Raw genomic sequence first — 20,130 nt, 5'->3', positions numbered from 1 at the left:
GGGGACAATCATGCGGTCGTGGAGCCCTCGATCGTGATCTCCCACAGGCGCGCGGCATTGCCGGGATCCAGTGCGTAGTCGGCGACTCCCCCGTGTGGGTTGTCCGGGCTGAGAGGTCCGGCTTCTTGGCAGTCTTCGAAGTAGCGGCCGCTGACTCCCACGAGTAGTGGGGAGGCGGCGACGAGGACGGAGGTGGCAGCGCCTTGTTCCACCGTCTTCCATGGCAGCTTGTCCAGTAGACCGCTGGCCTGCGCGCGAGCCATGTCGTCGGGGTTGGCGTGGCGCATCAGGTTGGTGCGGATGATGCCGGGCATGACGGCGTTGACGGTGATGCCGTCACCGGACCAGCGTTTGGCGGCCTCGACCGCGAACAACGCGTTGGCTGTTTTGGACTGTCCATACGCGACGTTCGGGTCATACGGGCGATGCTCGAAGTTGATGTCCTCGAACACCACCGGGGAGAGCCGGTGCTGGGATGAGCTGACCGAGACCACCCGGGCGTCGCCGGCTGCGGCGAGCGCGCGATGCAGGCCGGTGGCGAGTGCGAAGTGGCCCATGTGGTTGGTGGCGAAATGCAGCTCCCAGCCGTCCGGGGTACGGGTCAGCGGAGGGCCCATCACGCCGGCGTTGTTGACCAGGATGTGCAGCGGGCCCGCCCAGCCGGCGACGAACCCCGCGATCGAGGCTCGGTCGGCGAGGTCCAACTGTGCGACGTGGACCTGCTCGTTGCCCGTGCTGGCGGTGATGTCGCGGGCGGTGCGCTGTCCGGCGGCCTGGTCACGGACCGCGATGGTGACCGCGGCCCCGGCACCGGCCAGTGCGCGGGCGGTCTCGACGCCGATGCCGGACGCACCACCGGTGACGACGGCCCGGCGGCCGGTCAGGTCGACGCCGGCCGTCACGTCGGCTGCGGTGGACTCGGCCGTGAATGGCGTGGTGATGCGGGTGGTCATGGTCATAGTCCCTTCAGGCGGCAACAAGGTGTTCGGGCCGGTCGCGGCGGGTGTGGAGATCCCAGTAGATCTGGGCGATGTCGTCCGGGTCGGCGTGCGGGACACCTTCGGGGGCAGTGGCGCTGGGCAGGAGGTTGATGGCCACGACCGCGGCGTGGATGCCTTTGTCGGCAAGGGTCTTGTGGAGGTTGTGCACCCAGTTGCGCAGGCCGGCCTGCGCTGTGTTCACGGTGGCGAGCATCGGGTACGGGTCGATGGCGCCGCCACCCATGGTGTACAGCAGCGTCCCGGCGCCGGCCGTCAGCATGGCGGGCAGCACGGCCTGGGTGGCGGTGACCGCGCCATAGAGGAGGTGCTGGATCGCGGGCTGGAGGTTGTCCACGGTCACCTCCGGCGGGTTGACCATGGTCAGACCGCTGTGCGGGGAGTACTCCAGGACATCAATGGCGCCGAAGCGTTCGGTGGCCTGTGCCAGTGCAGCGGTCAGCGCTGAAAGATCAGCGACGTCGGCCGGGAAACCTTCCGCGGTGATGCCGGATTCGGCCAGTTGCGCTACGAGGGCGTCGAGGTTGTCCTTGCCGCGGGAGATCAGTGCGACATCGAAGCCATGGCCACCGAAGACCTTGGCGATCGACAGACCCATGCCGGGTCCGGCTCCGACGATGGCGATTGTGGGCATGCGTCAGCTCCTTGCTGTGGTACGAAAATCACCCGAAGGTGCGATGTGGTGCGGTGTCCGCTACTCGCCGTTGAGCGGTGGCGCGGCTTTCGGGAAGCAGTCCTCGATACTGGGTGTGTCAGGATCGATGGCGTGGAGGATGCGCTGGGCGATCCGGCCCACCTGTTGTTGCTGCGCTTTGGTGAGTGGGTCGAGCACGAGGCGGCGGATCTCGTCGACGTGTGCGGGCGCGGCGGCGGTGACCGTGGCCCAACCCTCGTCGGTGAGGGTGGCGAGGGTGTAGCGGCCGTCGGTCGGGTCCGGGGCGCGACGCACCCAGCCCCGCTTCTCCAGCCTTATGACCACATTGGACAGACGGGACAGCGTGCTCGCGGTGTACACGGCCAGCTCACTCATCCGCTGGGTGCGGTCGGGCATCATCGACAGCCCGGACAGCACGAGGTACTCGAAGTGGCTGATGCCCGCGTCACGCTGCATCTGCGCGTCCAGCGCGGCCGGTAGCCGGATCAGCGCATAGGCCAGCGCATACCAGTTCCGCTGCTCCTCGACATCCAGCCAGCGCGGCTCCCTCGAGTCCTCCATGACCACCACTGTACTACAAGCTTGGAGCAACCGCAGTGTTCCATCACTCCATGCTTGGAATGAAGCCGTGCTACATTTGCTCCAAGCTTGGACTGACGAGGCGAAGGACTGAACGGCGATGAATGTGGTTCTGTGGGTCATCGCGAGCTTGCTCGCCGCGGTCTTCCTGGTCGCGGGCGGCATGAAACTCGTCCAGCCGAGGGAGAAACTGGCCTCGAATGGTCTCGAGTGGACCGAGGACTTCAGCGCAGGCCTGGTCAGGTTCATCGGCACGGCCGAGGTCCTCGCCGCCGTCGGGTTGATCCTGCCCGCGCTGCTGGGGATCGCGGAGGTGCTGGTGCCGCTCGCCGCCGTGGGCGTGGTGCTGCTGATGATCGGTGCCGCGATCACCCACGGCCGCCGCAAGGAAGCACAGCTGATCCCAGCCAACCTTGTCCTGCTGGTCCTGGCGGCCGTGGTCGCCTGGGGCCGGTTCGGCCCCTACTCGTTCACCTCCTGACCGCACTTTCCGAAAGGGAAACCACATGAGCAAGCCCGAGACCAGGCTCCAGGTCGTGTTCGGCGACCTCCGCCGGGCCATTGACGACGTCATCCTCAAACACCAGGTCACCATCGAGGAACTGTTCGCGGCGACAGGGTGGATCCAGCGGCTCGTCGAAGCCGGTGAGCTGCAGCCGGCGGGCATCCTGTTCTTCAAGACGGTGCTGAAAGCCACCGAGGGCGCCCCCTATGCTCACCCAGAGAAGGACGGCGCGAGCCACTGGGAGATGGAGGGACCCGCCTACATCCCCGGCGCCCCGCTGCTGGAAAGCCCCGCCGTGCTACCGATGCGTCCGGACGAGCCCGGCGAGCCGCTGATCGTGTCGGGTACGGTGCGGTCCACATCGGGTGATCCGCTGCCGGGCGCGATCCTCGACATCTGGCAGATCGACGCGAACTGCGTCTACTCCGGAATGACGAGCGACGACTTCCCGCTGCTCGACATCCCCAACGACTCCACGGGCATCCCGAAGTACAACCTCCGGGCGAAGATCGTCACCGACAGCCAGGGACGCTACGAGTTCCGCACCGTCATGCCCGGCACTGAGACACTCGGCTTCAAACAGGACAGTCCACTCACTGACCTGACCAAAGCATTGGAACTGCCGGGCATGCGACCCCTGCACATTCACTCCATCGTCTCGGCAGACGGTTGCATCCCGCTGACCACCCAGATCTACTTCGACGGCGACCCGCTCGTCAGCGGCACCATCGAAGGCCCGATTCCCCGATCCGCCGTCAAGACCACCCAACTGCACGACGACCTGGCTGACTACCAGGCCCGTGGCCTGAGCGTGCCGTATCGCACTCTCACCTACGACTACGTCCTGCGCCCGGTACCGGCACACGCGGCGGTGTGAGGCCATGAAGTCCATTCTGGTCAGTGGCGGCAACAGCGGTATCGGCCTGCAAGCCGCACGGGAGTTCGTGGCCCAGGGCCACCGCGTCGCCATCCTCGGGCGCGATCGCCACAAAGGTGAACAGGCGGTCAGACCTCTCGGTGGGCGAGCCACGTTCCACTCCGTCGACCTGTCCACTCATGACGGGGTTCGGGATGCGGCCAAACGCGTTCTCGACGAACACGAGCACCTCGACGCGGTCCTGCACACGACCGGGGTGATGACGTTCGAGGACGTGCGTACCGCGGATGGGCTCAATCTCTTCTTCGCGGTCAACTACCTCAGCCGCTACCACCTCACGCAACTGTTGCTGCCCGCACTGCGCCGCGCCGAACGTGCACGCGTCGTCATGATGACAGCGCACGTCTCCCTCGCCACGACGATCGATCTGCAGGTGTTTCCCGGGTTCGAGTCGTTCCACTTCGGACGGATGCGGGAACAGGTACAGATCGGCAACCACCACTATGCCGCCTACCTGGCACGCACCGAACCGGGCCTTCTCGCGGGGGTGGTGAACGCGGGCGGGGCGAAGACGGACATCTTCCGGATGCAGCCGTGGTACTTCCGTCTGCTCGCTACGGCCGTCATCCCGGCGTTCTACGGTTCTGTCACGAAAGCAGCGCACAACGCCGTCCACGCCTCGGTACGCGACGACTGGCCTGCCGCTACGTATTGGGAGAAGCCCGGAAACTTCGACCGGCGAACGTCAATCGCCCTCGACGAATCGACCACCCACCACGTCATGGACGTCTCCCGGAAACTCACCGGCGCATGAGCGAAGAAAGCAAGCCGATCCGTCCGCGTTGGAGCCGACGCCGCTTCCTGTCCACGGCGACGGCAACCGCCGCAGCAGGTGCGACATCCGTCATCGGAGGCGCCTCCGCAGCCGCGGACAATGGGCATAGACCAGGACCGCTCGTGGTGGCCGAGCAGGGCAGCTATGCCGCCGGAGGCACCATCGAGACAACACCCGGCACGTTCGATCCCGTCGCGTTGATCAGCACGCAAGGCAACACGAATCACGGCGACCATGCCTATGTGCGTTACCAGACCCCGGTGCGTGCCCGCCGCCTTCCACTGGTGTTGTGGCATGGCGGCGGACAGTTCAGCCGCACGTGGGAGACCACGCCCGACGGCCGGGAGGGTTACCAGTCGATCATGCTGCGGCGGGGCTGGTCGGTACACCTCGTCGACCAACCTCGCAGAGCGGGAGCCGGCCAGTCCACGGCCGATGCGCCGGGCCAACTGGCAGGGCCTGTCGATCGGTCGCTGTGGCAGTTGTTCCGGCTCGGCGTGTACCCGGACTTCTTCCCCGGCAGCCAATTTCCTCAACGCCGTGAAGCAGTCGAGCAGTACTGGCGCCAACGCGTGCAGGACACCGGGCCTGAGGAGCAAGAGGTCGTCGTGGCAGGCGTCTCGGCAGTCTTCGACCGAGTCGGGCCCAGCGTGCTGATCACCCACTCCAACAGCGGCAAGTACGGATACCTCACTGCGGCGCGGCAGCCCCATGTGCGGGCGATCGTCTCCTACGAGCCGGGCCAGATCGTGGTGCCTGACGACTACAACCCCAGGCCCGTATCCACCACCGACCCGACCATCCGAGCCCTGACCGCCCCCGTGGTGATCCCGGCGACCGCGTTCCGGCGGCTCACCAGGCTTCCCATCCACGTGGTCTTCGGCGACAACATCCCCACCACGCCGAGCCCATACGCTGCCCTCGACTTCTGGCGCATCGTCATGGCGCGAACCCTGGAGATGCGAGACCTGGTCAACGCTCGTGGCGGGGACATGACCGTCCAGTCGTTGCCCGAGATCGGCATCACGGGCAACACACACTTCCCCTTCTCGGACCTCAACAACCTCGAGGTCGCCGACGAGCTGTCGCACTGGCTGCGCAGCAGGGATCTCGACCGTCGCTGACGATCAACATCGACCACGATCGGCCGGCCTGCGGAACTGGCCCCATCCTCAACGACATCAAGGAGTTGTCGCAAACCATGAGCATCGTCGTCACCGGCGCCACCGGAATGCTCGGCCGTCTCGTCATCGACGGGCTGCTGGCGAAGATCCCGGCCGACCGCGTCACCGCATCCGTCCGCAACGAAGGCAAGGCCGCCGACCTCGGGCCCCGTGGGGTACGGATCGCGGTGGCCGACTACAACTACCTGAGGAGTACACCCGGATCATGACGGTCCCGGCCGAGTTCATCGCCCGCGGTGAGCTGGATGCCACCACTGGTGAGCTGTCCAGGCTGATCGGCCGCCCGACCACGCCGATCGCTACAGGGCTGAAGGCGCTCGAACATGAGTGACCTCGGTTTCATGCTCGTGCACGGGGGCGGGCAGAGCGCGGGTGACCGCATCTCGACTTCGTCGATTCGGCGGTCGCCGATCTCGACCGCCCTGCACGGCTCTGACCAACGCCACATACTGGAGTCATGTCCACAGAAAGGTGCTGGACGCGATCGCCGATGCCCTGGGGCTGGGCAAAACCGCCCGCATGCACCTGCACGACCTGGCGCACACCGGTCAGCGCCGCCGAGACGGCAGGCGTCAGCAGATGCGTCTCGGCCGAGCTGCGCCTGCTCGACACGCTGGAGCCCGGACAGCGCGACACCCGAACCTGACACCACGACCCAGGAGACCCATTGACCCCAGCAGCCAACAGTGCCCACCGACCGCTCGCGCTGGTCACCGGCGCCTCCGGCGGCATCGGGCTGGAGATCGCCCGGGAACTCGCTCGCCGCGGACACGACCTGGTCGTCACCGGCCGTAGCGACCGCACCGACAGCGCCGCCGAGGAGCTGCGCAGGCTTGGCGTCGAAGCCCACGCCGTCCGGGCTGACCTCGCCCACTACGACGATGTCGAACAGTTGTGGCAGCAGACCACCGTGCTCGGCCGTCCACTCGAGATTGCGGTCCTCAACGCTGGCGTCGGTGTCGGCGGTGCGTTCGCCGACATCGACCTCGCCGAGGACCTCAAGCTCATCGATCTGAACGTTAAATCCGTTGTGCACCTGGCGAAGCGGGTCGTGGTTGACATGATTCCGCGTCGCCGTGGCCGCATTCTGATGACCTCGTCGGTCTCCGCCACTCTGCCCACTCCGTACGAGACCACCTACGGTCCCTCACGCGCGTTCGTCTACATGTTCGCCGAAGCGCTCCGCGCCGAAGTACTCGAACACGGCATCACCGTCACCGCATTGCTCCCGGGCGCCACCGACAGCGACTTCCACGCCAACGCCGGTATGGGCAACACCCGTTTTGGTGACAACAGTTGGAAGAACGACAAACGGCTCGTCGCCCGGCAAGGCGTCGACGCACTCCTCGCCGGTAAGGACGCCGTCGTCGGAGGCGACCGGGCCACCAAGTTCGCCGTGCTCCGCAACCGTTTCCTGCCCGAACGGCTCAAGGCAGCGAAACACGCCCGGATGGCCCGTCCCAGCTGAATCTGCCCGTTTCTGCCCGTTTCGACGTTTACGGTGCCCGTTACCGCGGAAATGTTGCCGCTGGGCATTCCGCGATGTAGAAATCCTGAAACAGCCGGACTTGTTCGGGCAGATTCAGGCCAATACGGGCAGGTGAACGTGTACGCAGTGGAGCGTCAGTCGTGGCTCGTCGAGCACGCTCGTGCCGAGGGCCGTATCGATGTCAATGACGTGGCTCAGTTGCTCGATGTCGCGCCGGAGACTGTTCGCCGGGACCTGAACACGTTGGAGCGGCACGGGTTGGTGCGCCGAGTCCACGGTGGAGCGGTGCCGGTCGAGCGGCTGGGCTTCGAGGGCGCATTGGTCACACGCGCCACGACACGGACGGAAGAGAAAAGTCAGATCGCCCGTGCCGCACTCGCTCACCTCGACAATGTCGAGTCGATTTTCCTCGACGAGGGGACGACAGCGGCCGCTGTGGCCGAGTTGCTCGAGCCGCAGCGGCCGCTGACCGTGGTGACCAGCGCGCTTCCGATCGCCTGCCGGCTCGCCGAGCAGCCGAATCTCACCGTGATGATCCTGGGTGGACGCGTACGCGGCCACACGCTCGGCGCGGTGGACCAGTGGGCGACCCGCATGCTGGAGGACCTTGTCATCGACCTCGCTCTGGTCGGCACCAATGGCATCACCGTCGCGCACGGCCTGACTTGTCCGGACTCGGCTGTCGCCGCGGTCAAGCGGCGCGCCATCGCGTCGTCACGGCGCGCCATCCTGCTCGCGGATCATTCGAAGTTCGGAGCCGACTCGTCAGTGCGCTTCGCGGACGTCCGTGACATCGAAATGGTCGTCACGGACCGGGGCACACCGGAGAGCGAACTACGTTCGTTGCGGCGCTTGGGGATCGAGGTGGTACAGGCATGATCCTCACTGTCACGCCCAATCCCAGCCTCGACCGCACTTACACCACCGGCTCGGTGGTGGCGGACGGCGTCAACCGTGCACTGACCGACACCGTGGAGGCGAGCGGCAAGGGGGTCAACGTCTCCCGGGCGCTACACGCCGCCGGGATCGCCACGATGGCGGTACTCACCGCCGGCGGCAACGAAGGCGAGCAGCTCCGCGCCCTGCTGGAGGAGGAGGCGTTACCACACATTCTGGTTCCCACTCAGGTGTCGACCCGGACCAACGTCACCGTCGTGGAGCCGGGCCGTACCACCAAAATCAACTCACCCGGGCAACCGCTCACGCAGCAGGACTACGACGCGCTCGTGGCGGTGGTCTCGACCCGGGCGCGCGAGGCACGCCACGTGGTCATCAGCGGGTCGATGCCACCCGGCGCCAGCGAAGACTTGGTGCCTCGGCTGGTGGCGACGGCGCGACAGGCAGGTGCACGCACCACAGTGGACGCCTCCGGCGCAGCGTTGCGCGCCGCCGCCAAGGCCGAACCGGACCTGCTCGCGCCCAACGCGGATGAGCTCGCGGAACTGACAGGCCGGACGCTCTCCGGTAACGGCAGGGGCTTGGTGTACGCCGCGCTTGGCGCTGCGGTCGCCGTGTCGCGCAGCACGGGCAGCGCGCTGCTGGTCAGCCTCGGCGCCGATGGAGCGCTGTGGGTGGAGCGTGGCGGCAAGCGAGCGGTGCACGCGGCTGCGCCACCGCTGACCCCGGTGAACACCGCGGGCGCCGGAGACGCACTGTTGGCCGGCTGGCTGGCCGGTGACGAGGACATCGCGAGCGAACGCCTCGCGCGTGCGGTGGCCTGGGGCACGGCAGCTTGCCTGCTGCCAGGCACGTCCGGGGACGTCCCGGGCGGGGCCGACGTCGCAACGGTCACGGTCACGGATCTGACCACGGCCGCGGGATCCACCATCAGGGAAGACCAAGACCGCTTACACACGTGACTCCGTGTTGAGCTCCGGCCGGGTCAAACCGGCGTAACCCCACCATTTTCACTCCTTCCCATGGAGGTTTGCCATGCGTGCAACGAGGCATGTGGCACTGATATCAGCTGTTGTGACCGTCGCGAGCCTCGGGCTTGCCGGATGCAGCGGAGCAGGCGGAGGCAGCGACAGCGGCAGCGGTCAGTCGATCAACGTGTTGATGGTCGCCAACCCGCAGATGACCGACATCCAGAAGCTGACAGCGGACACTTTCACCAAACAGACCGGCATCACGGTCAACTACACAGTGCTGCCCGAGAACGAGCTGCGCGACAAGGTCACCCAGGATGTCGCCACCCGGGCCGGTCAGTACGACGTCGCCACCGTGGGGATGTACGAGGTACCCATCTGGGCCAAGAACGACTGGCTGCACGAGCTGGGTACCTACGCCAAGGGCGATCCGGGCTTCGGCTACGACGATCTGCTCAAACCGATGGTCACCGGTCTGTCCGGTGAGGACGGAAAGCTCTACGGCGTCCCGTTCTACGGCGAGTCGTCCTTCCTGATGTACCGCAAGGACATCGTCGCGGCCAAGGGCCTCACGATGCCCGAGCGGCCGACCTGGCAGCAGGTCGCCGACCTGGCCGCCAAGCTCGACGGCGCGGAGCCGGGGATGAAGGGCATCTGCCTGCGCGGCCTGCCCGGCTGGGGAGAGCTCTTCGCCCCACTGACCACTGTGGTCAACACCTTCGGCGGCACGTGGTTCACCAAGGACTGGCAGGCGCAGGTGAACTCGCCCGAGTTCACCCAGGCGGTCAAGTTCTATGTGGACCTCATTCGGGCGCACGGCGAACCCGGCGCGGCGCAGGCCGGGTTCACCGAGTGCCTGAACGCGATGAGCCAGGGCAAGGTCGCCATGTGGTACGACGCCACGTCCGGCGCCGGCTCGCTGGAGGACTCGAACGTCAGCAAGGTCGCGGGCAAGGTCGGGTACGTCCACGCGCCGGTGGTGAAGACCAAGTCCGCCGGCTGGCTGTGGGCCTGGGCGTGGGTGATGCCGAAGACGACCAAGAAGGCCGACGCGGCGGCGAAGTTCGCCCTGTGGGCGTCCAGCAAGGACTACGAGAAGCTCGTCGGTGAGAAACTCGGCTGGTCACGCGTGCCGTCCGGCAAGCGGGCCTCGACCTATGAGATCCCGGAGTACCGGCAGGCCGCGGCCGGCTTCGGCGACATCACGCTCAAGGCGATCCAGGAGGTCGACCCGGTCAACCCGGGCCTGCAGCCCCGCCCGACCATCGGCATCCAGTTCGTCGACATTCCGGAGTTCGCCGACCTGGGCACGAAGGTCTCCCAGGAGATCAGCTCCGCGATCGCGGGCGGGACCACGGTCGACAAGGCGCTCGCCAACGGCCAGGCCATGGCCGAGCAGGTCGCCAAGAAGTACGCCAAGTAGCCGGCGACCACGGTCCGCCGGGCGCTCGCCCGGCGGACCACCTCAGGGAGTACCGATGACTACTACTGTCACCACGGAGCGGCCCGCCCCGCCTGTGCGGTCCTTGGACACCCGCGCGCGGTGGCTGCGCCGTGCGCCGCTGCTGCCCGCGCTCGCCTTCACCGTCGTCGTCACCCAGATTCCGTTCCTCGCGACGCTTGTCATCTCCTCGTTGAACTGGAACATCCTGACCCCGGGCGACCGCAGCTTCGCCTGGTTGTCCAACTACCAGTTCGTGTTCACCGACGACCGGCTGCGCGCCGCGGTGATCAACACGGTCGTGCTCACCGCATCCGTGGTGCTGGTCAGCATGTTGCTGGGACTCGGGCTCGCCGTGCTGCTGGACCGCCGGTTTCCCGGCCGGGGCGTTGCCCGGACGTTGCTGATCGCGCCGTTCCTGATCATGCCGGTCGCGTCGGCGCTGCTGTGGAAGCACGCCCTCTACAACCCCGCCTACGGGCTGCTCGACGGCGTGCTGAACGCCCTGTGGCAGGCCTTTGGCGCGTCACACGGCCCAACCATCGACTGGATCTCGGCCAGCCCGATGGTTTCGGTCGTCGCATCCCTGGTCTGGCAGTGGACCCCGTTCATGATGCTGATCCTGCTCGCCGGGCTGTCGGCCCAGCCGGCCGACGTGCTGGAAGCGGCGAGAATCGACGGCGCCGGCGGCTTGCAGACCTTCCGCTACGTCACGCTGCCACACCTGCGCCGCTACCTGGAGCTGTCGGTGCTGCTGGGCTCCATCTACGTGCTGCAGACCTTCGACGCGGTGTTCACGATCACCCAGGGCGGTCCGGGAACGGCGACCACGAACCTGCCGTACGAGATCTACCTGACCATGTTCCGCAAGTACGAGTACGGCCAAGCCGCAGCCGCAGGCGTCGTCGTCGTGGCCGGCACCATGATCGTGGCCACGTTCGCGCTGCGTGTCATGTCGTCGCTGTTCCGCGCGGAGGTGCACCGATGACCGCGAAAACCAGACGCCATGACACCACTCTTGGACAGCGCGGAGGTCCGATGTGGACGTTCGTCGCGTGGAGCCTGACGCTGCTGTTCTTCGCCCCGGTCGGCTGGATGGTGCTGACCTCGTTCCACCGCGAAGCCGACGCCGCCACCAATCCACCGTCGCCGTTCGCACCACTGACCACAATGAACTACGGCGAACTGTTCGATCGGGGCATCGCGCCGTACCTGATCAACTCGGCGACGGCGAGCATCTTCTCCACCGCACTCGTGCTGGCCCTCGCGCTGCCGGCGGCGTATGCGCTGGCGATCAAGCCGGTGGAAAAGTGGACCAACGTCCTGTTCTTCTTCCTCTCCACCAAGTTCCTGCCCGCGATCGCCGCCCTGCTGCCGATCTACCTGATCGTCAAGCAGGGCGGCATGCTCGACAACGTCTGGACGCTCGTCGTGCTCTACACGGCGATGAACCTGCCGCTGGCGGTGTGGATGATGCGTTCGTTCCTCGCCGAGGTCCCCCGCGAGATCCTCGAAGCCGCCCAGGTCGACGGCGCCGGACTGCTGCTGACCATCCGCAAGGTCATCGCCCCCGTCATCATGCCCGGGATCGCCGCCACCAGCCTGATCTGCGTCATCTTCAGCTGGAACGAGTTCCTGTTCGCGGTCAACCTCACCGCCGTGCGCGCGGGCACTGCCCCGGTCTTCCTCGTCGGCTTCATCACCAGTGAAGGCCTGTTCCTCGGCAAGCTCTGCGCGGCCGCGACGGTGGTGTCCCTGCCCGTGCTCATCGCCGGTTTCGCCGCGCAGGACAAGCTCGTGCGCGGTCTGTCGCTAGGAGCCGTCAAATGAAAGCCATTCTCCTGTGAGGTTCGTCGACGTGCACACACCGATAGACACACTCGTCGTAGGCGACGAGTTCATCCCCGCGGACAGCTACGTCGACGCGTTCTCCGACGCCACCAACCTGGTACGCGTCCGCACCGTGCGATGGGGCGGCACCAAAGCGCGCCAACACGAGCAACAGCAGACGATGGAGCACTCCGGCGCCAACGCGATCCCGGCGCCGACAGAACTGCTCGACGCCGTACCGGGCGCCCAGGCACTGTGCCTCCACTTCGCACCCGTCGGAGAGCAACTGCTGGCAGCGGCGACCGATCTGAAACTCGTCGCGGTGGCGCGTGCGGGCCTGGAGAACATCGATGTCGCTGCCGCCACCAGACGTGGAATCGGTGTCGTGCCGGCGTACGGCCGCAACGCCGGAGCGGTCGCCGAACTGCAGCTCGCACTGATGCTCGCCGAGGCACGCAACGTCGCCCGAGCTGACGCGAGCGTCAAGTCCGGCGGCTGGCGCAAGGAGTTTCCCGGCGCCCGCATCGAGGTCGCGGGCCGCACTGTCGGGATGGTCGGTTTCGGTCATGTCGGCCGGGTGTTCACCCGGCGGCTTTCCGGCTTCGGATGCCGGATGGTCGCCTACGATCCCTATGTGGCCGATGAAGTACTGGCCGAGCACGGCGTCGAGCGGGCTGACACAGTGGACCAGGTCCTCGCCGAGGGAGACTTCGTGCTCGTCCAGGCCCGGCACAGCACAGAAACCGAACGGATGATCGGTGCCAGGCAGTTGCGGCTGATGCGCCCGACCGCGTACTTCATCAATGTCTCCCGCAGCCGTCTCGTTGACGAAGCGGCGTTGCTGGATGTCCTGCGCGAAGGCGCGATCGCAGGCGCCGGCCTCGACGTCTACGACGCCGAACCCCTCCCGGCCGACAGCCCGTGGCGCACGCTCGACAACACCACACTCACCACCCACTTCGGCGGCGACACCGAAGACACCAACCGCACGTCCGCCACTCTGGTGGCGCAGGCCGTGCTGGAACTGACCCGTACCGGCAAAGTGGCCCACGCGGTCAACGCCGCCGAACTCGGCTGGACGTCATGACTGAGTATCTACTTGGGATCGACGCGGGCCTCACAGTCACCAAGGCCGCTCTCTTCGACGTACACGGGCACGAGATATCGGTCGCGTCCGCCGAGACTCGCACGACGTCGCCCGCGCCGCGCTGGCAGGAGCGCGACATGGACGAAGTCTGGACACAGACCGCGTCGGCCATCCGCCGATGCCTGGCCGACGCGGGCGTCGCCTCCACCGCGGTGCGCGGGGTCGGCATCTGCGCACACAGCGACGGTCTGTACCTCGTCGACGCCGACCTACGGCCGGTACGCCCCGCGATCCTCGCTACCGACTCGCGAGCGCACGCCTACGCCGAGACCTATCGACGCTCCGACACTGCACTGCACCTGACCGGCCAGGCACAGTCTCCCTACAACCCGGCATCCATCCTGGCCTGGCTACGCGACCACGAACCCCAGACGCTGAAGCATACCCGATGGATACTGTCCTGTAAGGACTGGATACGACTGCAGCTCACGGGCGAAGTCGCGACGGACCCCACCGACGCGAGCTCATTCTGCACCGACGTACACACCCAAACCTGGTCGAAGGACGCATTGGCGACGTTCGGACTATCCGATTTAGACGGTCTACTGCCGACTATCGCCCCCAGCGCCGCACAGGCCGGCACGATCACGAACGCCGCAGCCGAGCAAACCGGGCTCACCGCCGGCACACCAGTCGTCGCCGGAGCGCACGACGTCGATGCCGCCGCACTCGGCATCGGCGCCAGCGGCGTAGGCGCCCTCAGCATGATCATGGGCACCTTCAGCATCAACCAAATCGTCGCCGACACACCGGTCACCGACCCACGCTGGCAGGCACGCACGTTCCTGCGCCCCGGCCAATGGCTGCACATGTCCACCTCACCGAGCAGCGCGTCCAACCTGGAATGGGTACTGCGTCTCTGCGGGCCGTGGTCCCCGGACGGTATCCCTGCCCACGACACGGCGATCGCCGAAGCCGCCGCCGCCCGGCAGAGTCCTGTCTACCTGCCATTCCTTTACGGCGCACCATATGGGGTCGACATCGGCGGTGCGTTCGTCGGATTGCGTGGCTGGCACACCCGCGGTGACCTGCTACGCGGAGTCCTCGAAGGCGTGGTCTTCAACCACCGCTGGCACGTCGATGCGCTTGCCGACAGCTTCGACGTCCGCGCCCGCCCTGCCCGCCTGTGTGGCGGCGGTGCCCGCAGCGCCGCCTGGACTCAGATGCTCGCCGACGCCCTCGCTACGACCATCGAGGTCACCGACGCGGCCGAAGCGGGAGCTCGCGGCGCAGCCATGCTCGCTGGCGTCGGCGCCGGTGTGTACCACGATCTCGACGAGGCGGTTGCCACCTGCGTGCGCGTCCTTCGCAGCCACTCCCCTGACCCGGACCAGGCCGCGCGGCTCGACACCGGATACGCGCGCTACCGCCGCGCCATCGACGCGCTCGCCGACATCGACATCTGAAGGGGGACACATGAGTCTGGCCGACCCCGTGACACTGCTGACCGAAGCCGCCGACGCACGACGTGGCATCGGGGCCTTCAACGTGATCCAACTCGAGCATGCCGAGTCCTGCATCGCGGCCGCGGAGTCGCTCGGCGTGCCGGTGATACTGCAGATCAGCCAGAACGCCGTCACCTACCACGGCGCTCTGCGTCCACTCGCGAGCGCGGCGCTCGCCATGGCCAGTGCCGCGTCGGTACTCACCGTGGTCCACCTCGACCACGCCGAACGTCCGGAACTGGTCAGGGAAGCAGTCGCCCTGGGCATCGGCTCCGTCATGTTCGACGCCTCCAAACTGTCCTATGAGGACAACGTCGCTGCCACCGCGGACATCGTGGCCCACTGCCACGCTGCCGGTGTAGCCGTCGAGGCGGAACTCGGTGAAGTGGGAGGCAAAGACGGCGCCCACGCCCCAGGTGCCCGTACCGATCCCCGGCAAGCGGCCGCGTTCGTCAAGGAAACCGGCGTGGACAGCCTCGCCGTCGCGGTCGGCACCTCCCATGCCATGACGTCCCACGACGCCGTCGTCGACCTGGACCTGGTCGCGGCGTTACGCGCGGCAGTGCCCGTACCGCTTGTGCTGCACGGCTCTTCCGGACTGGACGACGCAGGGCTCACCGCGGCGGTTCGCGCAGGAATGACGAAAATCAACGTCGGCACACGCCTCAATGTCGCCATGACGCACGCCGTGCGCCGCGTCCTGGACACAGACCACGCTGTGGTCGACCCACGCAGATACCTGTCCGCCGCACGCACAGCCATGACCGACGAAGCAACACTGGTGCTACGCCGGTTGCACATCACTTCACACCACGAGTGATCGATCGCCTTGAATCTCTCCAAGCTTGGAGATATGTTGGCTTCATGGAGGACAGTAGGGAGACGCGCTGGCTCGACGCCGAGGAACAGCAGAACTGGTACGCGTTCGCCTATGCGCTGATCCGCCTGCCGGGCACGCTGGACGCGCAGACGCAGCGTGACGCGGGCATGAGTCACTTCGAGTTTCTCGTGCTGTCCGGACTGTCCATGATGCCCGGCCGCACCCAGCGGATGAGCGATCTGGCCCGGCACAGCGCCAGCACGATATCGCGGCTGTCCAACGTCATCATCAGACTGGAGAACCGTGGCTGGGTCCGCCGGACACCGGACCCCGCCGACGGCCGTTACACCCTCGCCACCCTGACTGACGACGGCAGGGCCAAAGTCATGGCCAGCACACCCGCGCACGTCGCCGAACTTCGCCGTCTCGTGTTCGACCCGCTCACCAAGGCGCAGCAACGGCAGCTGGGCCAGATCGCGCAGCGCATCCTGAGCGCCATCGACCCGGACGTCCCGCACCTGCAGGACGCCATTCCCACCCCTACCCCGCTCGGAGGTTTTCCCCTCGACGAGGAGTGAAACCTCGAGCGCGGCCGGGTCCTCAACGACCCTTCGTCGACACCGGCGTCGCTGAAGTGGCCACCACCACCCAGGCTGGACGCTGCGCTTGTGCGCGGCGTGCCAACGCCTGCCCACGCCGAGGAGAAGCACATGACTGTCACTGACACGGCCGGTTTGCCGGCCTTTCCCGGAACGCGTTCCCAGCGCTGTCCTTTCGACCCACCCACCCAGTACACGCAATGGCGTGAGGCAGGAGGTCTGCAGCGAGTCCGGTTGTGGAACGGCCACACCGCATGGGCGGTGAGCCGCTCCGAAGACGTCAAACAGGTTCTGACCGATCCGCGGATCAGCGCGGACATTCGCCGCGACGAACACCTGGCGCCACAGATGCAGAACCAGCCTCCGACGTTCCCGCGGATGGACGATCCCGAGCACGCCCGGCTGCGTCGCATGCTCACCGGAGACTTCACGGTCAAACGGATGCAGGCACTGCGCCCGCAGATCGAGAACGTGGTCAACGACTGCCTCGACGCCATGATCGCGAAGGGCCAGCCGGCGGATCTCGTCCAGGAATACGCCCTGCCCGTCCCATCCCTGGTGATCTCCCTGCTGCTCGGCGTGCCCTACGCCGACCATGAATTCTTCCAGCAACGCAGCGCGGTCATGAACTACGCGCACGCGACGCCCCAAGAGAAAGCGACGGCGAACAAGGAACTGTTCGGCTACCTCATGGGCCTGGTCGAACAGAAAGAGCGGGAGCCCGGCGAGGATCTGCTCAGCCGCCTGCTGGCCGAACGGGTCGCCACTGGTGAACTCGACCGCGCCGGCGCCGCGATGAACGGCCTGATCCTGCTGTTCGCCGGGCATGAGACCACAGCCAACATGATCGGCCTGAGCACGGTGACCTTGCTGCGCAATCCCGAGCAGGCCGCCCGCATCCGGGACACCGACGATCCCACCGTGGTCGCCAACGCCGTCGAGGAACTGCTGCGCTACCTCTCGATCGCCCAGGACATGATCTTCCGGGTGGCCACAGAGGACATTGTCATCGGCGGCCAGCTCGTCCGCGCCGGAGACGCACTGACGGTCAGTCTGCCCGCCGCCAACCGGGACACCGCGTTGTTCGACGACCCCGACACCCTCGACTTCGACCGCAAAACCCTGGGACACCTGGCCTTCGGCCACGGCGTCCACCAATGTCTCGGCCAGAACCTGGCCAGGGCGGAACTCCAGATCGCCCTGCCCGCGCTGTTCCGGCGGCTGCCAGAGCTGCGTCTGGCGATCCCTTTCGAGGAAGTGAAGTTCCGCCACGACATGTCCGCCTACGGCGTCCACGAACTCACGATCGCCTGGTAACCCTCACCGCCGCCACAAACAGTCCATCATGGATGGTTACGGAAAACGCCGCGCCGAGAACAGGAGCAACCGTGCAACCTGCACCGCGCCAGGACACCGACCAGGAGGGCGAAACCGCTGAGATCACCGGTCCGGACATGCGGGAGAGGGTCCGCGGCGCGATGCTCGAAATCGCGCCGATCTTCTGCTTCACCGCCAGTTTCGCGATCACGCACGAGATCGCGGTGGCCTTGCCGCTCGCCCTCACGGCCGGCATCGCCGTGTCCGTTTACCGCCTGGTTCGGCGGGAACCCGTGTGGCGTGCGCTGGCCGCGCTCGGTGTGGTCGGCATCGGCAGCCTTCTTGCGCTGAGCAGCGGGGAAGCCACGGAGTTCTTCGTGCCGAACCTGATCACACACGGCGTTGTCGCCGTGGTGAGCCTGGTACTGCTGATCGCCGGCTGGCCACCGATGGGTCTGCTCATGGGTCTGGTCACCGGCGACGGCACCAATTGGCGACGCTGTCCGGTCCGCCGCCGCGCCTTCAGCAAAGCCAGCCTGGCCCTGCTCGCCTCGCCAGTGCTGATGTCCTCAGTAGAAATTCCCTTGTACCTGGCCGATCAAGCGATCGCGCTCGGCGTGGTAGACACCTTCGGGCCGCTCGTGTTCGTGCTCGCCGTGATGCTGGGCTGGCGAATCTACCGCAGTGCCGCGGCCACGCATCGCTGCCAAGGCGACCCCTGTACCGTCACGTCTCATCAGTGAGGACGAGCACGCCACCACAGATTCGCCGACCATCTTCGGCAACCGTATTCCCACCAGAGAGGCAGACGGTGGTCGGTTTACCACGGAAGGTGGGGTGGTAGGTCGGTGCTGATCCGGCCGGGAAAGCTGGGGTTTCGTCGTTGGAGGAACGACGTCACGCCTTCGATGGCGTCGGGCGTGGTGAGGATGTCGGCGATGAGCTTCGACTGGAGGCGTTCGGTGGGCACCGGGGATTCGTGTGCGCTCATGCGGTAAAGCATCTGTCTGGTGATCGCGACTGACACCGGGGCGACGGTGGTGGCGAGTTGTCGGGCGAGTTCGTGTGCCCGTTCGAGGAGACGTTCGCGTGGGTGTGTCTCGGACACCAGTCCCGCGGCGAGCGCTTCTTGGGCACCGAACACGCGTCCGCTGATCATCCAGTCGAGTGCGGTGGCCATGCCCACCAGCCGGGGCAGGAACCAGGTCGACGCGCCTTCCGGGACGATTCCCCGTCGGGTGAAGACGAATCCGAACCGTGCGTCGTCGGCGGCGAGGCGGTAGTCGGCGGGCAGCACGATGGTCGCGCCCGCACCGACCGCGGCGCCGTGGATCGTGGCGATGACGGGTTTGTTCATCGCGAAGATCCGCATCGAGCATCGGCTGGCTGGCTGGCTCCACGAACGATTCGTCGGGGGTGTTGTCTCCGTCGCGGCGTTCGAAGCCTCCGTCTGACAGGTCGGCGCCTACGCAGAAGTCGTTGCCTGCTGCGGCCAGCACCACGACACGGACAGAGTCGTCGGCGTCCGCGGCGGTGAACGCTGCGGCGAGTTCGTTGGCCATCGTGATGGTGTAGCCGTTGCGGGCGTCGGGGCGGTTGAGCGTCACGGACGCGACCGCGTCGTGGATCGTGTAGGTGATCCGGTACTGCACTGCGACCTGCCTGGTGTCGTGATGAAACGGGCTATTTCCATGAGTGCGGCGTGGGATTCGGGCAGCATGCGGAGCAGGGGGAAGGCGTGTACCTGTCCTGGCCACACCTACAACTCGCACGGCACGTCGGCGCCGCGCAGCCGACGTGCCATGGTTCGAGCTTGCAGGCGTCCGGTGCCTGCGACCGTGCGGTCGATCACGCGTCGTGCCCAGCGCAGTGTCCGAGGGGTGAGCGGAGCGTGGGCTGCCAGTGGCCGCACCGTTGTGGCAAAGACGTTGGCGAGCAGGCGTGACTGCCATGAGGTCATGGTCATACCCGGGCAGGGGCGGCCGACTCGTGCACGTGTTCGGCGGGCGGCTCGGCGTAGAGTTCGTCGATTTCCTGGGCGTACTTGGTGTTGACGGGTTTGCGGCGCAGTTTCATGGTCAGCGTCAGCTCGTCGGAGCCGGGTTCCCAGAAGACCGGCAGAATCCGGAACCGTTTGATCTGCTCCACGCGGGACAGCCCTGCGTTGGCGGTGTCGATCGCGGCGGCGACGCGAAACACGACGGCCTCGTTGTGGGGCAGGTCGGTGGCCGGGCCGGTGAACCCTTCTGCCAGCAGGGCTTCTGGGTCGAGCACGACCAGCGCGGTGTTGTAGGGCCGGGCATCGCCGATGGTGACGGCGCTCGCGACGAGTGAGGACGCGGCCTTGACGGCGTTCTCGATGTTGGCCGGGGACATGTTCTTCCCTGACGAGTTGATGATCAACTCTTTCTTGCGGTCCACAATAGACAGATAGCCGTCGGCGTCGACGGTGACGATTGGGCCGGCAGTCGGGCAGCGCCGCCGCGATCTCCGCGGGCGAGGCGACGACGGTGATCTGGGTGCCGAACACCAGCTGGAAGT

At 66.7% G+C, this 20,130-nt stretch carries 24 protein-coding genes and 1 pseudogene; 19 read left to right on the top strand and 6 right to left on the bottom strand.

Annotated features, from left to right (window positions below):
* Positions 1-8: 8 nt before the first annotated feature.
* From JOF56_RS24055 to JOF56_RS24045, 3 genes are read right to left on the bottom strand one after another with little or no spacing between them, the layout of a single operon-like run.
* Positions 9-953: an SDR family NAD(P)-dependent oxidoreductase gene (locus JOF56_RS24055; protein ID WP_307855233.1), complete on the bottom strand. Its 945-nt coding sequence runs from the start codon at positions 951-953 to the stop codon at positions 9-11.
* Between the two features lie 13 nt (positions 954-966).
* Positions 967-1,632 carry an SDR family NAD(P)-dependent oxidoreductase gene (locus JOF56_RS24050; protein ID WP_209641794.1) on the bottom strand — a complete coding sequence of 222 codons (666 nt, stop codon included), beginning with the start codon at positions 1,630-1,632 and terminating at the stop codon, positions 967-969.
* Between the two features lie 60 nt (positions 1,633-1,692).
* A complete protein-coding gene (locus tag JOF56_RS24045; protein WP_209641793.1) occupies positions 1,693-2,214 on the bottom strand; it encodes a MarR family winged helix-turn-helix transcriptional regulator in 522 nt (173 codons plus the stop codon).
* 118 nt (positions 2,215-2,332) lie between these two features.
* Here JOF56_RS24045 and JOF56_RS24040 point away from each other — a divergent pair, with 118 nt between their 5' ends.
* The 19 genes from JOF56_RS24040 to JOF56_RS23955 all read left to right on the top strand — a co-directional run bounded on the left by JOF56_RS24040 (position 2,333) and on the right by JOF56_RS23955 (position 18,332).
* Entirely contained in the window at positions 2,333-2,713 is a 381-nt protein-coding gene (locus tag JOF56_RS24040; RefSeq protein ID WP_209641792.1) for a DoxX family protein, read from the top strand.
* A 25-nt stretch (positions 2,714-2,738) separates the two neighbouring features.
* A complete protein-coding gene (locus tag JOF56_RS24035) occupies positions 2,739-3,614 on the top strand; it encodes a dioxygenase family protein (RefSeq protein ID WP_245378372.1) in 876 nt (291 codons plus the stop codon).
* A gap of 4 nt (positions 3,615-3,618) precedes the next feature.
* Positions 3,619-4,428 carry an SDR family NAD(P)-dependent oxidoreductase gene (locus JOF56_RS24030; protein ID WP_209641791.1) on the top strand — a complete coding sequence of 270 codons (810 nt, stop codon included), beginning with the start codon at positions 3,619-3,621 and terminating at the stop codon, positions 4,426-4,428.
* A gap of 143 nt (positions 4,429-4,571) precedes the next feature.
* The gene (locus JOF56_RS24025; RefSeq protein WP_209641790.1) at positions 4,572-5,573 is read left to right on the top strand and encodes an alpha/beta hydrolase; all 1,002 of its coding nucleotides are present in this window, start codon (positions 4,572-4,574) and stop codon (positions 5,571-5,573) included.
* Positions 5,574-5,650: 77 nt separating this feature from the next.
* Positions 5,651-5,842, top strand: a complete 192-nt coding sequence (locus JOF56_RS24020) for an SDR family oxidoreductase (protein WP_209641789.1) — start codon at positions 5,651-5,653, stop codon at positions 5,840-5,842.
* Positions 5,839-5,964, top strand: a complete 126-nt coding sequence (locus JOF56_RS59560) for a hypothetical protein (protein ID WP_281065480.1) — start codon at positions 5,839-5,841, stop codon at positions 5,962-5,964. The genes JOF56_RS24020 and JOF56_RS59560 overlap by 4 nt, the downstream gene beginning before the upstream one ends.
* Positions 5,965-6,090: 126 nt before the next feature.
* Entirely contained in the window at positions 6,091-6,279 is a 189-nt protein-coding gene (locus tag JOF56_RS24015; RefSeq protein ID WP_209641788.1) for a hypothetical protein, read from the top strand.
* Between the two features lie 21 nt (positions 6,280-6,300).
* Positions 6,301-7,101 (top strand): SDR family NAD(P)-dependent oxidoreductase, encoded by an 801-nt coding sequence (locus tag JOF56_RS24010; RefSeq protein WP_209641787.1) that lies wholly within the window; start codon positions 6,301-6,303, stop codon positions 7,099-7,101.
* 132 nt (positions 7,102-7,233) lie between these two features.
* Positions 7,234-8,001 (top strand): DeoR/GlpR family DNA-binding transcription regulator, encoded by a 768-nt coding sequence (locus tag JOF56_RS24005; RefSeq protein ID WP_307855232.1) that lies wholly within the window; start codon positions 7,234-7,236, stop codon positions 7,999-8,001.
* Complete coding sequence (locus JOF56_RS24000; RefSeq protein ID WP_209641786.1) at positions 7,998-8,981, top strand: 1-phosphofructokinase family hexose kinase; 984 nt, start codon at positions 7,998-8,000, stop codon at positions 8,979-8,981. The genes JOF56_RS24005 and JOF56_RS24000 overlap by 4 nt, the downstream gene beginning before the upstream one ends.
* Before the next feature lie 73 nt (positions 8,982-9,054).
* A complete protein-coding gene (locus tag JOF56_RS23995; protein ID WP_209641785.1) occupies positions 9,055-10,413 on the top strand; it encodes an ABC transporter substrate-binding protein in 1,359 nt (452 codons plus the stop codon).
* Between the two features lie 55 nt (positions 10,414-10,468).
* Complete coding sequence (locus tag JOF56_RS23990; protein ID WP_209641784.1) at positions 10,469-11,419, top strand: carbohydrate ABC transporter permease; 951 nt, start codon at positions 10,469-10,471, stop codon at positions 11,417-11,419.
* 50 nt (positions 11,420-11,469) lie between these two features.
* On the top strand, positions 11,470-12,261 hold the full coding sequence (locus JOF56_RS23985) for a carbohydrate ABC transporter permease (protein ID WP_245378371.1): 792 nt from the start codon (positions 11,470-11,472) through the stop codon (positions 12,259-12,261).
* Between the two features lie 28 nt (positions 12,262-12,289).
* Complete coding sequence (locus JOF56_RS23980; RefSeq protein ID WP_209641782.1) at positions 12,290-13,348, top strand: NAD(P)-dependent oxidoreductase; 1,059 nt, start codon at positions 12,290-12,292, stop codon at positions 13,346-13,348.
* Positions 13,345-14,814, top strand: coding sequence for an FGGY-family carbohydrate kinase (locus JOF56_RS23975; protein ID WP_209641781.1), 1,470 nt, complete (start codon positions 13,345-13,347; stop codon positions 14,812-14,814). The genes JOF56_RS23980 and JOF56_RS23975 overlap by 4 nt, the downstream gene beginning before the upstream one ends.
* Before the next feature lie 10 nt (positions 14,815-14,824).
* The gene (locus tag JOF56_RS23970) at positions 14,825-15,673 is read left to right on the top strand and encodes a class II fructose-bisphosphate aldolase (protein WP_209641780.1); all 849 of its coding nucleotides are present in this window, start codon (positions 14,825-14,827) and stop codon (positions 15,671-15,673) included.
* 44 nt (positions 15,674-15,717) lie between these two features.
* The gene (locus JOF56_RS23965; protein ID WP_209641779.1) at positions 15,718-16,251 is read left to right on the top strand and encodes a MarR family winged helix-turn-helix transcriptional regulator; all 534 of its coding nucleotides are present in this window, start codon (positions 15,718-15,720) and stop codon (positions 16,249-16,251) included.
* A gap of 132 nt (positions 16,252-16,383) precedes the next feature.
* On the top strand, positions 16,384-17,589 hold the full coding sequence (locus JOF56_RS23960; RefSeq protein WP_209641778.1) for a cytochrome P450: 1,206 nt from the start codon (positions 16,384-16,386) through the stop codon (positions 17,587-17,589).
* A gap of 71 nt (positions 17,590-17,660) precedes the next feature.
* A complete protein-coding gene (locus JOF56_RS23955; RefSeq protein WP_209641777.1) occupies positions 17,661-18,332 on the top strand; it encodes a DUF3159 domain-containing protein in 672 nt (223 codons plus the stop codon).
* Between the two features lie 77 nt (positions 18,333-18,409).
* Here JOF56_RS23955 and JOF56_RS23950 read toward each other — a convergent pair.
* The 3 genes and pseudogenes from JOF56_RS23950 to JOF56_RS58190 all read right to left on the bottom strand — a co-directional run bounded on the left by JOF56_RS23950 (position 18,410) and on the right by JOF56_RS58190 (position 20,010).
* A pseudogene (locus JOF56_RS23950) lies at positions 18,410-19,241 on the bottom strand (enoyl-CoA hydratase-related protein).
* Between the two features lie 107 nt (positions 19,242-19,348).
* Positions 19,349-19,549, bottom strand: a complete 201-nt coding sequence (locus JOF56_RS23945) for a hypothetical protein (RefSeq protein ID WP_209641776.1) — start codon at positions 19,547-19,549, stop codon at positions 19,349-19,351.
* Positions 19,550-19,551: 2 nt separating this feature from the next.
* Positions 19,552-20,010 (bottom strand): acyl-CoA synthetase, encoded by a 459-nt coding sequence (locus tag JOF56_RS58190; RefSeq protein WP_245381303.1) that lies wholly within the window; start codon positions 20,008-20,010, stop codon positions 19,552-19,554.
* Positions 20,011-20,130 lie beyond the last annotated feature (120 nt).

Origin of the sequence: Kibdelosporangium banguiense, assembly GCF_017876405.1 — a bacterium.
In the GTDB taxonomy this organism is placed as follows: Bacteria; Actinomycetota; Actinomycetes; order Mycobacteriales; family Pseudonocardiaceae; genus Kibdelosporangium; species Kibdelosporangium banguiense.
Note: the sequence above shows the minus strand (reverse complement) of the source record. Positions and strands in the feature narration are given on the sequence as shown.

Coding starts and splice junctions, on each gene's coding strand:
- JOF56_RS23965 (WP_209641779.1), top strand. CDS start 15,718: ATGGAGGACAGTAGGGAGACGCGCTGGCTCGACGCCGAGGAACAGCAG.
- JOF56_RS24030 (WP_209641791.1), top strand. CDS start 3,619: ATGAAGTCCATTCTGGTCAGTGGCGGCAACAGCGGTATCGGCCTGCAA.
- JOF56_RS24055 (WP_307855233.1), bottom strand. CDS start 953: ATGACCACCCGCATCACCACGCCATTCACGGCCGAGTCCACCGCAGCC.
- JOF56_RS23960 (WP_209641778.1), top strand. CDS start 16,384: ATGACTGTCACTGACACGGCCGGTTTGCCGGCCTTTCCCGGAACGCGT.
- JOF56_RS23995 (WP_209641785.1), top strand. CDS start 9,055: ATGCGTGCAACGAGGCATGTGGCACTGATATCAGCTGTTGTGACCGTC.
- JOF56_RS59560 (WP_281065480.1), top strand. CDS start 5,839: ATGACGGTCCCGGCCGAGTTCATCGCCCGCGGTGAGCTGGATGCCACC.
- JOF56_RS23970 (WP_209641780.1), top strand. CDS start 14,825: ATGAGTCTGGCCGACCCCGTGACACTGCTGACCGAAGCCGCCGACGCA.
- JOF56_RS23945 (WP_209641776.1), bottom strand. CDS start 19,549: ATGACCTCATGGCAGTCACGCCTGCTCGCCAACGTCTTTGCCACAACG.
- JOF56_RS24015 (WP_209641788.1), top strand. CDS start 6,091: ATGTCCACAGAAAGGTGCTGGACGCGATCGCCGATGCCCTGGGGCTGG.
- JOF56_RS23990 (WP_209641784.1), top strand. CDS start 10,469: ATGACTACTACTGTCACCACGGAGCGGCCCGCCCCGCCTGTGCGGTCC.
- JOF56_RS24050 (WP_209641794.1), bottom strand. CDS start 1,632: ATGCCCACAATCGCCATCGTCGGAGCCGGACCCGGCATGGGTCTGTCG.
- JOF56_RS24040 (WP_209641792.1), top strand. CDS start 2,333: ATGAATGTGGTTCTGTGGGTCATCGCGAGCTTGCTCGCCGCGGTCTTC.
- JOF56_RS23975 (WP_209641781.1), top strand. CDS start 13,345: ATGACTGAGTATCTACTTGGGATCGACGCGGGCCTCACAGTCACCAAG.
- JOF56_RS23985 (WP_245378371.1), top strand. CDS start 11,470: ATGTGGACGTTCGTCGCGTGGAGCCTGACGCTGCTGTTCTTCGCCCCG.
- JOF56_RS24020 (WP_209641789.1), top strand. CDS start 5,651: ATGAGCATCGTCGTCACCGGCGCCACCGGAATGCTCGGCCGTCTCGTC.
- JOF56_RS24000 (WP_209641786.1), top strand. CDS start 7,998: ATGATCCTCACTGTCACGCCCAATCCCAGCCTCGACCGCACTTACACC.
- JOF56_RS24045 (WP_209641793.1), bottom strand. CDS start 2,214: ATGGAGGACTCGAGGGAGCCGCGCTGGCTGGATGTCGAGGAGCAGCGG.
- JOF56_RS24035 (WP_245378372.1), top strand. CDS start 2,739: ATGAGCAAGCCCGAGACCAGGCTCCAGGTCGTGTTCGGCGACCTCCGC.